The sequence below is a fragment of the Streptomyces sp. NPDC048419 genome, from assembly GCF_043200415.1.
In the GTDB taxonomy this organism is placed as follows: Bacteria; Actinomycetota; Actinomycetes; order Streptomycetales; family Streptomycetaceae; genus Streptomyces.
Genome location: NZ_JBICXT010000025.1, coordinates 24,033 through 37,123, shown reverse-complemented (window position 1 = coordinate 37,123; position 13,091 = coordinate 24,033). Strand labels below are relative to the sequence as shown.

The 13,091-nt window shown below is 70.5% G+C and carries 13 protein-coding genes; 8 read left to right on the top strand and 5 right to left on the bottom strand.

Annotation, left to right across the window (positions count from 1 at the left end; translation table 11 throughout):
* Window positions 1–14: 14 nt before the first annotated feature.
* Window positions 15–731: an HpcH/HpaI aldolase/citrate lyase family protein gene (locus tag ACGFYN_RS37090; protein WP_393870368.1), complete on the top strand. Its 717-nt coding sequence runs from the start codon at window positions 15–17 to the stop codon at window positions 729–731.
* Window positions 732–803: 72 nt separating this feature from the next.
* Here ACGFYN_RS37090 and ACGFYN_RS37085 read toward each other — a convergent pair whose 3' ends face one another.
* Genes ACGFYN_RS37085 through ACGFYN_RS37075 form a run of 3 tightly spaced genes read right to left on the bottom strand, consistent with a single transcriptional unit; the run spans window position 804 to window position 3,859 of the window.
* Window positions 804–1,793 carry a TAXI family TRAP transporter solute-binding subunit gene (locus ACGFYN_RS37085; RefSeq protein WP_393870367.1) on the bottom strand — a complete coding sequence of 330 codons (990 nt, stop codon included), beginning with the start codon at window positions 1,791–1,793 and terminating at the stop codon, window positions 804–806.
* Complete coding sequence (locus ACGFYN_RS37080) at window positions 1,790–3,193, bottom strand: ATP-binding protein (protein WP_393870366.1); 1,404 nt, start codon at window positions 3,191–3,193, stop codon at window positions 1,790–1,792. Before ACGFYN_RS37080 ends, ACGFYN_RS37085 begins: the two co-directional genes overlap by 4 nt.
* Window positions 3,194–3,196: 3 nt before the next feature.
* Window positions 3,197–3,859 carry a response regulator transcription factor gene (locus ACGFYN_RS37075; RefSeq protein WP_393870365.1) on the bottom strand — a complete coding sequence of 221 codons (663 nt, stop codon included), beginning with the start codon at window positions 3,857–3,859 and terminating at the stop codon, window positions 3,197–3,199.
* 174 nt (window positions 3,860–4,033) lie between these two features.
* Between ACGFYN_RS37075 and ACGFYN_RS37070 the strand changes: the two genes are divergently transcribed.
* From ACGFYN_RS37070 to ACGFYN_RS37060, 3 genes are all read left to right on the top strand, one after another.
* Complete coding sequence (locus ACGFYN_RS37070; protein ID WP_393870364.1) at window positions 4,034–5,059, top strand: amidohydrolase family protein; 1,026 nt, start codon at window positions 4,034–4,036, stop codon at window positions 5,057–5,059.
* A gap of 82 nt (window positions 5,060–5,141) precedes the next feature.
* Window positions 5,142–6,071, top strand: coding sequence for an amidohydrolase family protein (locus ACGFYN_RS37065; protein WP_393870363.1), 930 nt, complete (start codon window positions 5,142–5,144; stop codon window positions 6,069–6,071).
* Between the two features lie 5 nt (window positions 6,072–6,076).
* Window positions 6,077–7,438, top strand: coding sequence for an MFS transporter (locus tag ACGFYN_RS37060; protein ID WP_393870362.1), 1,362 nt, complete (start codon window positions 6,077–6,079; stop codon window positions 7,436–7,438).
* Between the two features lie 68 nt (window positions 7,439–7,506).
* On the opposite strand, the gene ACGFYN_RS37055 is transcribed toward ACGFYN_RS37060, so the two are convergent.
* A complete protein-coding gene (locus ACGFYN_RS37055; RefSeq protein WP_393870361.1) occupies window positions 7,507–7,803 on the bottom strand; it encodes a hypothetical protein in 297 nt (98 codons plus the stop codon).
* Window positions 7,804–8,071: 268 nt separating this feature from the next.
* Entirely contained in the window at window positions 8,072–9,037 is a 966-nt protein-coding gene (locus ACGFYN_RS37050) for a GNAT family N-acetyltransferase (RefSeq protein WP_393870360.1), read from the bottom strand.
* Between the two features lie 216 nt (window positions 9,038–9,253).
* Here ACGFYN_RS37050 and ACGFYN_RS37045 point away from each other — a divergent pair, with 216 nt between their 5' ends.
* From ACGFYN_RS37045 to ACGFYN_RS37030, 4 genes are read left to right on the top strand one after another with little or no spacing between them, the layout of a single operon-like run.
* Window positions 9,254–10,321: a glucose-1-phosphate thymidylyltransferase gene (locus ACGFYN_RS37045; RefSeq protein WP_393870359.1), complete on the top strand. Its 1,068-nt coding sequence runs from the start codon at window positions 9,254–9,256 to the stop codon at window positions 10,319–10,321.
* Window positions 10,318–11,304: a dTDP-glucose 4,6-dehydratase gene (gene rfbB, locus ACGFYN_RS37040; RefSeq protein ID WP_393870358.1), complete on the top strand. Its 987-nt coding sequence runs from the start codon at window positions 10,318–10,320 to the stop codon at window positions 11,302–11,304. The genes ACGFYN_RS37045 and rfbB overlap by 4 nt, the downstream gene beginning before the upstream one ends.
* 40 nt (window positions 11,305–11,344) lie before the next feature.
* Entirely contained in the window at window positions 11,345–12,247 is a 903-nt protein-coding gene (gene rfbD / locus ACGFYN_RS37035) for a dTDP-4-dehydrorhamnose reductase (RefSeq protein ID WP_393870357.1), read from the top strand.
* Window positions 12,244–12,843 (top strand): acyltransferase, encoded by a 600-nt coding sequence (locus ACGFYN_RS37030; RefSeq protein WP_393870356.1) that lies wholly within the window; start codon window positions 12,244–12,246, stop codon window positions 12,841–12,843. The genes rfbD and ACGFYN_RS37030 overlap by 4 nt, the downstream gene beginning before the upstream one ends.
* Window positions 12,844–13,091: the final 248 nt, after the last annotated feature.

The following is a 13,091-nucleotide window of genomic DNA, read 5'->3' as shown; positions in this document are numbered from 1 at the left end:
GAGGAGACATCAGCGTGACCCGAACGACGACGTGGACCCCGACCTCGGGCACCGGGGTGTGGTCACTCCTCGGCGCCGCCGCCGCGGAGGCCGTCAGCCACGGCAACCCCGGCTGGATCGGGCTCGACGCCCAACACGGCTTCTACGACGACCAGTCGGTGCGCGACGTGCTGCATGTCGTCACCCGGGTCGACGTGTTGGTGCGCGTGCGCTCCCTCGACGCGGGCGAGATCGGGCGGGCACTGGACGCCGGGGCGCGCGGGGTCGTCATCCCGATGATCGAGAGCGCCGAGGCGGCCGCCCGCGCCGCGTCCGCCGTGCGCTACCCGCCGATCGGCAGCCGCAGTTGGGGACCGTTCGCCCCGTACTGGGGACGTGCCGAACTCGGCGTGGAGGAGGCCAACCGCCAAGCGGTCTGCGGCGTCATGGTCGAGACCCGTCTCGGACTGGACAATGTCGAGGAGATCGCGGCGACGCCCGGAGTGGACATGATCTTCGTCGGGCCGTACGACCTCGCCCTGTCCCTCGGCATCGCGCTCGACGACCTCATCGCGGGCGACAAGGGAGAGCTCCGGTCGATCGTGGCCGCGTGCCGCGCGCATGACGTCATCCCTGGCGTGTACGCGGGCAGCCCCGCCCGGGCCCGGCAGCTCGCCGAGATGGGGTTCGAGGTGGTGGCGGCCAGGTCGGACCGGGATCTGCTGATCGATGGGGTTGCGGCGCTCGGCTAAGGAATTGTCAGTCACCCCCTAGGTGCTTCTGGTGGCGCACCGCCCTGCAGAACGGTCGACACGTCTCTCGACTCAGCCGTGCAGCGCCCGATACGCCGCGACCGCCCCCGGATGCAGCGCGACGCTCCCCGTGCCGATCAGGCTGCGGACGTCTAGGAACTGCACTCCGACCGCGCTGCCGGGCACGAGGGCCGTGGCGCGCTGGACCAGCAGGCGCGTGATCGCCTCTGCCAGACCGGTGTCCAGGTCGGGGCGGCACACCAGCAGGTTGGAGACCCCGACGGTGGCGACACCGCCCGCCGCCCGGTAGGCGCCCGCGGGGAACGTCACCTCTTCCAGGCCGGAGCCGGCCATACCGCCGCCGTGGCGGGGCAGCGGATCGGTGAGCGGCAGGAAGCGTAGACCCGGATCTTCGTCCAGGTCGGTCAGGGTGGGCAGGGGGACGCCGCCGGCCACCAGCAGGCCCTCGACGGTTCCCGCCCGTACGGCGTCGGCTGCGGCGGCCAGCCGCAGATGGCGTACCAGGACATCCGTGCCCGGCCGCAGGCCGGCGGCGCGCAGCAGCCGCTCACCGAGCACCTCCGCCCCGGACCCCGGGGCGCCCAGGGAGACGGTGTGGCCGGCCAGGCCGGAGACGGTACGCACGGAGGAGTCCGAGCGGACGGCGAACTGCAGGTAGGTCTCGTACAGCCTGCCGATCGCCCGCAGCGGCACCGGGCGCCGGAAGAGGGTGGTGCCCTGCGCCTCCCGCGCGGTGTCGGTGAGGACGAGCGCGAGGTCGACGTGACCGTCGCGCAGCAGCTCGAGGTTGGTGACGCTGCCCGCGGTGGTGCGGATACGGCAGCTCAGACCCGGGTACGCCGCCTCGATCTCGGCGGCGAGGAGGCGGCCGAAGGCGGCGTAGAACGCCGTGGGCTCACCGGTCGCCAGGCGCAGAACCCCGCTGGGCCCGATGCTCTGCCGCGAGACGTCGCCGTCGAGCGCGCCCCCGAGGGCTACGGCAGCCGCGACACCGACAGCGGCGCGCATCGCGGTGCGGCGGTTGACGGCGCGGCCGGTCATCGCGCACCCCCTTCAGCCGCGGCGCGAGGGACGTACGCCGTGACCCGCAGCCCCCGCGGCCGCGCCTGCTCCAGCTCCAGACGGCCGTCTCGGCCCGCGAGCAGCTGCTGGGCGATTGCCAGTCCGAGGCCCGTGCCCGTCGTGCCGGTCTGTCGGGTCGAGCGCCAGAAGCGTTCCGTGGCCTGGGTCAGTTCCTCGGGTGTGAGGCCCGGGCCGGTGTCGGTCACCGTGAGGACCGCCCAGGGGCCGTCGACGCCGCAGGACAGGGTGATCTCTGCGCCCTCTCCGGCGTACTTGATGGCGTTGTCCAGCAGGATGTCCGTGATCTGGGCGAGCTCACGTTCCGTGCAGAGCGCCGGGACGGGGGCGTCGGTCTCGGTGGTGAGGCGGATGCCGGCGCGGTCGGCGACCGGCTGCCACAGCCGGTGCCGGTTCAGGGCGACCTCGGCGGCGTCGCAGCGCGCGTCCGCGTCGTCGGTCACCGTCAGTTCGCCGGCCCGGTGTTCCGCGGTGGCCAGGGCGAGCATGTCGTCCAGGAGGGTTTCCAGACGGTCGAGCTCGGTGGTGACCCCGGTGTAGGTGCGCTCGGCGGACGCGGGCAGATGGGTGTGCAGGGCGTCCACGCGCAGCCGTAGCGCGGCCATCGGGTTGCGCATCTGGTGGGACGTGTCGGCGACGAGCCGGCCCTGCTGCTCCAGGGCCGCCATGACGGTGCGCGCCATGCGGTTGAACCCGGTGGCCAGCTGACGCAGTTCGGGCGGTCCGGAGGCACGGGTCTGCTCGGGCGGCAGGCCCGCGGCGAGCTGGCCGACGGCCCGGTCCAGGCGGCGCAGCGGGCTGACCACCCAGCGGGTCGCGGCGCGGGCGAGGGCTGTGCAGGCCAGCGCGACCAGCGCCGTTCCGGCGAGGACGGCGGCCCAGCGTCTGGTGACGTCCGCCGCGGCCGTCGTCACCGAGGCGCGCAGGACGACCGCCCCGGTGACCTGGGTGCCCGTGCCGGCGGGTGCGGCGAACATCCGGTGCCCCCGTGACCAGGGGCGCAGCGCCGCCGCGGGGTGGGCGCTCTGGTTGCGCAGCGCCGCGTCGATCAGCCGGGTCACGGCGGGCTGGTCCGCCCGCATGCCGCCGGTCTGCACGACCGGGCCGCGGCGGATGTCGGTGACGACGAGTGGTTCGCCGTACAGCTGCGTGAAGCGGCGCGCCTCGGCGACGACCTGCGACGTGTCGCCGGTCCTGGCCGCCTGGTCCATGAGGGAGGCGAAGCGGTCGAGGTCGGAGCTGCGGGCGAGGACCAGCTGCTGGGTGCGGTCCGAGGCGGTGAACAGCAGCAGCGGGATGGCGAAGGCGGCCGTCGCGAGAATGCCGAACAGCAGCAGTACGGCCTGGACCCGGGTACGCACGCCTCAGTCCCCGAAGCGGTAGCCGAAGCCGCGGATCGTGGTGAGCAGCTCGGGGCGTCCCAGCTTGGCGCGCAGCTGGGTGAGGTGGACGTCGAGGGAGCGCGAGGTGGCGTGCCGGGCGTCGCCCCACACCTCGTCCAGCAGCTGCTCGCGGCTGACGGCCGTGCCCGCGCGCCGGGCCAGCACGGCGAGGACGTCGAACTCCTTGGCGGTCAGCTCGACCTCCGCTCCGGAGACCCGGACCCGGCGGGCGTCCAGCTCGATCTCGACGTCACCGGCCCTGACGGCTCGCGCACCGGTACCAGGGCCCTTGGCCCGCGAACGCCGTACGACGGCGTCGATACGGGCGAGCAGCTCGGTCAGCCGTACGGGCTTGACCAGGTAGTCGTCGGCGCCGAGCCGCAGCCCGCGCACCACCGAGCGCTCGTCACCGCGCGCGGTGAGGATCACCACGGGCATGTCGCTCACCGCGCGCAGCGTGCGAAGCACCTCCAGGCCGTCGACGTCGGGCAGGCCCAGGTCGAGGAGCAGGAGGTCGGCGCTGCGGTGGTAGGTCATGACGTCCTTGCCGAGGCGGAGGCGCCGGGTGTCGTGTCCGTGGTCGTAGAGGACCTCCACGAGGGCGGCGGCCACCCCGTCGTCGTCCTCGGCCAGCAGCAGCTGCATGTGCCCACCTCCTTTCGCCTGTGGTCCCGCAGCCGAATGTAGACCACGAGGTCAGGAGGGGGTCGCCAATGTTAAGCGCACGTTAGTTCCGTGCCAGGGCGGCTCCCCGCCCCCGCGGCGCGGAGCCAGTCTGCAGCCGTCAGCGACGACGTACGACCGCGAACGGGTGCAGCAATGATCATCGACTGCCACGGCCACTACACGACCGCGCCCCCGGCCCTGGCCACCTGGCGGGAGCGGCAGATCGCCGGGCTCGCCGATCCGGCCGCCGCGCCGGCCCCCGCGGATCTGCGCATCGGCGACGACGAGCTGCGCGAGACGATCGAGGCGAACCAGCTGCGGCTGATGGACGAGCGCGGCATCGACATGACGGTGTTCTCGCCGCGCGCCTCGTTCATGGCGCATCACATCGGCGGCTTCGAGACGTCCGCCGAGTGGGCATCGATCTGCAACGAACTCTGCTACCGCGTCAGCCAGTTGTACCCGGAGCGGTTCGTGCCCGCGGCGATGCTGCCGCAGTCGCCCGGTGTCGAACCGGCCGGCTGCCTGCCCGAACTCACCCGCTGTGTCGAGGAGTTCGGCGCGGTCGCGGTCAATCTCAACCCGGACCCATCCGGCGGCCGGTGGACCGCCCCGCCGCTCACCGACCGCTACTGGTACCCGGTCTACGAGAAGCTGGTCGAGTACGACGTCCCGGCCATGGTGCACGTCAGCACGAGCGTCAACCCGGCCTTCCACACCACCGGCGCGCACTACCTCAACGCCGACACCACGGCGTTCATGCAGCTCGTGCAGGGCGATCTGTTCACGGACTTCCCGACCCTGCGGCTGATCATCCCCCACGGCGGCGGCGCGGCGCCCTACCACTGGGGCCGTTTCCGGGGACTGGCGATGGCGCTCGGCAAGCCGGAGCTGGAGGAGCACGTCCTCGGCAACGTCTTCTTCGACACCTGCGTCTACCACCAGCCGGGCATCGACCTCCTCCTCGACGTCGTCCCCACCCGCAACATCCTCTTCGCCTCGGAGATGATCGGCGCCGTCCGCGACATCGACCCCTGCTCCGGCCACCACTTCGACGACACCCGCCGCTACGTCGAGAAGGCCAACCTGAGCCCGGACGACCTGGCCGCGATCCAGGAGCGCAACGCCCGCGCCGTGTACCCGCGTCTGGACGCGCTGCTCAAGCGCCAGGGCCGCTGAGCCCCGCTCTTCTTCCCCTCCCCCTCCCCCTCCCTTCTCTCCCTCCCGCGTGCCCCGCACAGCCCGTCCCCGAGGAGAACTCGTGCCCACCGCTGTCCCCAACTCCCCTATAACACCGGGCTGGTTGGACTGGTATCACAACCCGTCCGCACCGACCTTCACGCTGCCGCCCGGCACGGTAGACACCCACTGCCACATCTTCGGCCCGCAGGCCGTCTTCCCCTTCGCACCGGAACGCAAGTACACGCCCTGCGACGCGAGCAAGAAGCAACTGTTCGCACTCCGGGACCACTTGGGCGTCTCCCGCAACGTCATCGTGCAGGCCACCTGCCACGGCGCGGACAACACCGCCATGGTCGACGCCCTTCAGGCGTCCGGCGGGCGGGCCCGAGGCATCGCCGCCGTCCGTCCGGACATCGGCGAGCACGAGCTGCTCGCCCTGGACGCGGCAGGCGTGCGGGGTGTGCGCTTCAACTTCGTACGGCGGCTGGTCGACTCCTCGCCCGAGGACGACCTGAGTCTGATCGCGAAGAAGATCGCCCCGCTGGGCTGGCACATCGTCCTGTACTTCGAGAGCGCCGACCTGCCCGACCTGGAGGGCTTCTTCGCCTCGCTGCCCACTCCCCTGGTGGTCGACCACATGGGCCGGCCGGACGTGACGCGACCGGCGGACGGGCCGGAGTTCTCCCGCTTCCTGCGCTTCGTCGCGGCGAACGACGTCTGGGTGAAGGTGACGTGTCCCGAGCGTCTGAGTGAGACCGGGCCCGCCGCGCTGAACGGCGAACACCGTCCGTACGCCGACGTCGTCCCCTTCGCCCGCCGCGCCGTCGAGGAGTTCCCCGACCGCGTGCTGTGGGGCACCGACTGGCCCCACCCCAACCTCACCGACCACATGCCCGACGACGGGCTCCTGGTCGACTACGTGCCGCAGATCGCGGTCACCGCCGAACAGCGACAGCGTCTGCTCGTCGACAACCCCATGCGCCTGTACTGGCCGAGCGAGGAGGTCTGATCCCCATGGTGCACTCCAACGCCCTGAACAGGCTGAACCGGCTGCCGATCGGCCGGTTCCACAAGGTCACGCTGCTGGCCGTGTCCTTCGCGTACTTCTTCGAGTTCGCGGACATCAACACCTTCGCCACCACCGCCCCCAAGCTGATCAAGCTGTGGGGACTGACGATCGACCAGGTCGCCTACGTCACTTCACTGTCCTTCGTCGGCATGTTCATCGGCTCGATCGTCGCGAGCGCGCTGGCCGACCGGTGGGGCCGCAAACGCGCCCTGCTGCTCACCACGTTGTGGTTCGGCGTCTTCTCGTTCGCCTCGGTGTTCTCCTGGGACATCGTGTCGTTGGGCGTGTTCCGCGTGCTGACCTCGGCGGGTCTGGCCGCGATGACCGTCGTCGCCGTCATCTACGTCAACGAGCTGTACCCGGCAGCCGTCCGCGGCAAGTACCAGGCGTACGCCATCGTCGTCGGTATCTGCGGCACCCCGGCCACGAACCTCGTCGCGAGCGCGGTCGTCCCCCTCAACGACTGGTCGTGGCGGCTGATCTACCTCTGGGGCGCCCTGGGCATCCTGCTCGTCCTGTTCACCCGGCGGCTGAAGGAGTCCCCGCGCTGGTACGAGAGCCGCGGCGAGCACGCCAAGGCGGACGAGGTCCTGCGGGAGATCGAGGCGAGCGTGGCCGCGGAGAAGGGCCCGCTGCCCGAGCCGGCGCCCCCCGTGGACGAAGCACCGCAGACCCGGGCCCCGTTGAAGCTGCTGCTGCAGAAGAAGTACCTCTTCCCCACCCTGCTGCTCACGGTGCTGTGGGTGACCCAGACCATCGGCTTCTTCGGCTACTCCAGCTGGGCGCCCACCCTGCTCGCCAAGGAGGGCTTCAGCGTCGAGAAGTCCGTCTTCTACGTGGCACTCACCACGGTCGGCGCGCCGCTGGGCTCGTATCTGGCGTCGCTGGTCACCGACCGCTTCGAACGCAAGTGGTGCCTGGCCGCGTTCGGCATCGTCATCTCCCTGTGCGGCCTGCTGTACGGCCTCACCTTCAACCCGGTCCTGATCATCGTCTTCGGCTTCCTGGTCAACATGTTCGAGCGCGGCTACACAGCTCTCGCCTACGCCTACTCGCCCGAACTCTTCGACACCCGGGGCCGATCGCTGGGCACCGGCGTCTCCTACGGCCTGGGCCGCCTGTCGAACGCCGCGGGACCTCTGATCGTCGCGTCCCTGTACCAGAGCAGCGGCTACCGGAGCGTCTTCTACTTCATCGCCGGAACCTGGCTCGTCGGCGCCGTGGTCCTGGCCGTCTTCGGCCCCCTCACTCGCCAGGCCCGCGCGACTGCGAAGGAGGCGCGGCAGGAGGTCGTGCAAGTGCCGTAACTCCGCGCCGAATTGAACACGAGCCGTCTCGCGCTGCGATGCAAACGCCGCGAGACGGCTCGCCGCTCTCACCCCGTGACCACACTCAGCCCTTCCGGCGCGGTCACGTCCACCGTCCCGTCGGCCGTGACCGTGATGTCCAGTGCGCCCGGGCCGACTTGGAGTCCCGTCACCGTCAGCGGTGCGTAGGCCGTAGCGAAGGCGGGCGTCACGGTGACCGTCCCGGCGGGGATGTCCGCGTCGAGGCCGAGAGCGGCCTGGAGCACCGAGACCGAGGCGGCGGCCGCCCACGCCTGCGGGCGGCAGGACGCCGGGTAGGGGGCGGGGCGGGAGGCGGCCTCAACGGGGCGCGGGCGGCGGCCCACTCGGGCGCCAGCGCCAGTACGCCACCTGCCACCTGCCACCTGCCACCTGCCACCATGCCGAGCAGAACGCCCACACCCACACTCCCGCCCACTGCCATGGCGCCACGCATCAGCCCGTCCCGGCGCCCGCCACCACGCCAACGAGCCATGGGGAGCCGAAGACGACCGCCGGCACCGAGCCGATGCGCACCCCGAGCCGCACACCTCGACGAACCACCTGCCCGACCACCACACACCTCCGAAAACCGTCACCCACGCGCCGCACCCATCATTGTGACGGCCGGGCCTCCCCCGCTGCCTTGATGAGCGGCACGTCTCGGCTGAACATCCGGAACCCGACGCTGTAGTACAGCCCTCGCGCCCCGGGATGCCCCGGTGCGCCCAGACAGGCGACCGTCATGTGCCGGGCGCCGGCCGCCCGCGCCAGATGCATCCCGTGCAGCAGCATCGCCCTGCCGAGCCCGCGCCGCCGGTAGTCGGGGTGCGTTCCGACCGGCTCGAACTCGGCGGTGCTGTTCACCCCGTCGAGCCACATGATCGCCGATGCGGCCATCGTTCCGTCCGGGGCCTCCACCAGGACGTGCAGGTCACCGCGGTAGGGCGGGGTCCGTCGAACGCCCTCGTAGGCCTCGATCGTGTACGGCGACGGAGCCCACGCGTCCACATGGGCCTGGACCGCGGCCTGCGGCCCGGCCTCGCCTGCGGTGCGGAAGCGGAAGCCGTCCGGCAACGTCGGCCGTTCGACGTCATCCAGGTCCCGCTCGTTGAGCTGGGTCCAGGAGCCGGCGTCGCCGAGCGAGTCCGGATCGGTGTCGTAGCCGTGCGCCGTCCAGCGCTTCAAGGCGACTTCGTCGGCGGCCTGCGCGATCACCGCGCGCTCGAGGCCGGCCGCCACGGCGTCGTACCAGTCGATCACCTCGTCCACCAGCTCATCGTGGTGGGGATGGACCTGATAGGTGAGCCAGGCACCGGTGACGTCCTTCACCGACCCGTCGTTCCGCCTCACCCGGTGTGGCAGAAACGCCCAGCCCCACGCCACCAACTCGCCACCGGAGAACCACAGTCGGCGCCGCCAGCTCTCACCGTGGCTCGCATGCCCCTTGCCCCAGATCCAGGCCAGCTCCCCGACCGAAGCGTCACTGTTCACCAGGTCGGGACGGACGGCCGTGACCCTCTGGGCCAGACCTTGCATGCGTCGTACGTCCGCAGCGGTCACGAGTTCCGGGTCATCCATGGGGGGTCACTGTGCCAGCGCTCACCAGACGCGTCGAACCAGTTTCCAAAGGGTCGGGGACGAATTGTGAACGGCACCCTTGGCGATCAAGCGATCATCTACGCTCCGATTCCTCCCGACACACCCGGTAAGCCCCACCTGCCCCACGTGGCGAAGACCTGCCGTACATATGCGGAATCCTTTCGTCGGCAAGCACCGCGAAAGTATGGTGATCTCGTGAAGGCACTCCTGTTGTCTGGTGGCTCAGGTACCCGATTGCGCCCCATAACGCATACATCGGCGAAACAACTCGTACCGGTAGCGAACAAACCGGTGCTCTTTTACGGTCTGGAGGCGATCGCAGAAGCCGGCATCACCGAGGTCGGGATCATCGTCGGGGACACGGCCGAGGAGATCCGCGAAGCGGTCGGCGACGGCTCCGCGTTCGGTCTGGACGTCACCTACATCCCACAGGACCAGCCGCTGGGGCTGGCCCACGCGGTGCTGATCGCCCGGGCGTTCCTGGGCGATGACGACTTCGTGATGTACCTCGGCGACAACTTCGTCGTCGGTGGCATCACCGACCTGGTGGACGCCTTCCGTGCCGAACGGCCCGACGCGCAGATCCTGTTGACGAAAGTCGCGAACCCGACCGCCTTCGGGGTGGCCGAACTGGACGCGGACGGCCGCGTGGCCGGCCTGGAGGAGAAGCCCGAGCACCCCAAGAGCGACATGGCGCTGGTGGGGGTGTATCTGTTCACCCCGGCCGTCCACGAGGCCGTACGCGCGATCAAGCCGTCCTGGCGCGGCGAGTTGGAGATCACCCACGCCATCCAGTGGATGATCGACGCGGGCCGTGATGTGCGGTCCACGACGATCTCCGGGTACTGGAAGGACACCGGGAACGTCACCGACATGCTCGAGGTCAACCGCTCGGTGCTAGAGCGCCTGGAGGGCGAGATCCACGGCACGGTCGACGACGCCAGCGAGATCATCGGCCGGGTGCGCATCGAGGCCGGCGCGAAGGTGACCGGCAGCCGGATCGTGGGTCCGGCGGTGATCGGCGCGAACACCGTGATCACCGACTCCTACATCGGCCCGTACACCTCGATCGCCGGCGACTGCCGGATCGAGGACAGCGAGATCGAGTACTCGATCGTGCTGCGCGACTCCTCGGTCAGCGGCGTCCGCCGCGTGGAGGCCTCCCTCATCGGCCGCAACGTCGAGGTGACTCCCGCGCCTCGCCGCCCCTCGGCCCACCGTTTCGTCCTCGGCGACCACAGCAAGGTGCAGATCTCCTCATGACGACCAGAATGCTGGTGACCGGCGGTGCCGGCTTCATCGGCTCGCACTACGTCCGCACGCTGCTCGGCCCGGCCGGACCGGGCGAGGTGGCGGTCACGGTGCTGGACGCGCTCACCTACGCGGGCAATCCGGCCAATCTCGACCCGGTGCGCGACCACCCCCAACTCGCCTTCGTCAAGGGCGACATCTGCGACGGCGAGCTGGTCGACGAGCTCCTCGCCCAGCACGACGAGGTCGTGCACTTCGCCGCCGAGTCGCACGTGGACCGCTCCATCCTGGGCGCCACCGACTTCATCCGCACCAACGTCCTGGGCACCCAGACCCTGTTGGACGCCGCCCTGCGGCACCGAGTGGGCCGCTTCGTGCACGTTTCCACCGACGAGGTGTACGGCTCCGTCGACACCGGCTCCTGGCCGGAGACGGACCCGCTCAGCCCCAACTCCCCGTACGCCGCCTCCAAGGCGTCCAGCGACCTGATCGCCCTGGCCCAGCACCGCACCCACGGCCTGGACGTACGGGTGACCCGCTGCTCCAACAACTACGGGCACCACCAGTTCCCCGAGAAGGTCATCCCGCTGTTCATCACCAACCTGCTGGACGGCAGGAAGGTCCCGCTCTACGGCGACGGCGGCAACGTTCGCGACTGGCTGCACATCGACGACCACGTCCAGGGCATCGAACTGGTCCGCACCAAGGGCCGGGCCGGCGAGGTCTACAACATCGGCGGCGGCACCGAGTTGACCAACAAGGACCTCACCGCCCTGCTGCTGGAAGCCTGCGGCGCGAACTGGGACACCAGCGTCGAGTACGTCGCCGACCGCAAGGGCCACGACCGCCGCTACTCGGTGGACTGCACCAAGGCGCGAGACGAGTTGGGGTACGCGCCGCGCAAAGGCTTCGCCACCGGCCTTGCGGAGACGGTGACATGGTACCGGGAGAACCGAGCCTGGTGGGAGCCGCTCAAGGAGCGCGCAGCTCTCTAAGTCCGCTTCCCCGGACCTCTTTCGAAGACGAGCGGAAACCATGACCTCCACGACCACCACCTGGTTGATCACCGGCGCCACCGGCATGCTCGGGCAGGACGTCATGGCGCGGCTGCGCCGGGACGGCGAGTCGCCCGCCGGCCTGGACCGGGCCGGTCTCGACATCACCGACGCCGACATGGTGCACGACGTGCTGGCGGCGCGCCGGCCCCGGATCGTGGTCAACTGCGCCGCCTGGACGGCGGTTGACGATGCCGAGGCACGCGAGGCGGACGCCCTGCGGGTCAACGGCGACGGGCCACGGCAGCTGGCCGAGGCATGTGCGAAGACCGGCGCCGCACTCGTCCATGTGTCGACGGACTACGTCTTCGCGGGCGACGGCACCAGCCCGTATCCCGAGGACGCCCCGGCCGCACCGCGCAGCGCGTACGGCCGTACCAAACTCGCGGGAGAACAAGCGGTGTTGGGCGCGCTTCCCGACTCGGGGTATGTGGTGCGGACGGCCTGGCTGTACGGAGCGGGCGGCGGGAACTTCGTCGACACGATGATCAGGCTGGAGTCCGTCAAGGAGACCCTTGACGTGGTCGACGACCAACGCGGGCAGCCCACTTGGACGGTGGACCTCGCCGACCGGCTGGTGCGGCTCGGGCAGGCCGCCCTCGCCGGGACCGCGCCCGCCGGTGTCTACCACGGCACCAGCGGTGGCGAGACGACCTGGTTCGGCCTGGCGCGCGAGGTGTTCAGGCTGCTCGGCGCGGATCCCGCGCGCGTGCGGCCGACCACCAGTGATGCCTTCGTACGACCCGCACCCCGTCCCGCGTACAGCGTCCTGGGCCACGACGGCTGGCGCCGGGCGGCGATCGAACCCATGCGTCCCTGGCGCGAGGCGCTCAAGGCGGCGTTCCCTGCTCTGCTCGACGAGAAGAAAGGTTCAGTCCGGTGAGCTCGAGGATTCAGCCGACCGCCCAGGTCGACGAGACGGCCACGATCGGTGACGGGACGACGATCTGGGATCTGGCCCAGGTCCGGGAGGACGCCCGGCTGGGCAGCGGCTGCATCGTGGGCCGGGGCGCCTACGTCGGCCCCGGCGTCCGTATCGGCGACAACGTCAAGCTGCAGAACTACGCGCTGGTCTACGAGCCCGCGGTCCTCGAGGACGGCGTGTTCGTCGGCCCTGCGGCGGTGTTCACCAACGACTACTTCCCGCGCTCGGTGGACCCCGAGGGCAAGTTGAAGCGCGGTGGCGACTGGGAGGCCGTGGCCGTGGTGGTGGCCGAGGGGGCGTCGGTGGGGGCCCGTTCGGTGTGTGTCGCGCCGGTGCGCATCGGCCGCTGGGCGCTGGTCGCCGCGGGCGCCGTGGTGACCCGGGACGTGCCCGACTTCGCCCTGGTGGCCGGTGTTCCGGCGCGCCGCATCGGCTGGGTCGGCAGGGCCGGCGTACGACTGACCGAGCGCGAGGGCGAGCCCGGGGTGTGGGAGTGCCCCGAGACGGGCGCGCTGTACGACGAGAAGGACACCCAACTCGTCGAACGCGCGTAGCCTCCTGTTTCCCCCAAACCGCAAATCTTCGAACATCTCCCGGCATAACATGTGTGTGAAGTGTGCAGAGCAAGCACAATGAGCACACGGACCCGAAGTACCCAGGGGGGGTTACAGGGGTGGGGACACCTGTGTCTGAAATCAGGAGCGACCACGCTCCGATGCCTGACGTCTGACAACTGCGCAGTCCGACGTCTGCCTTACGCCGCGTGACCATCCACTCCGCGGCGATCACAAGTCTGTTCACA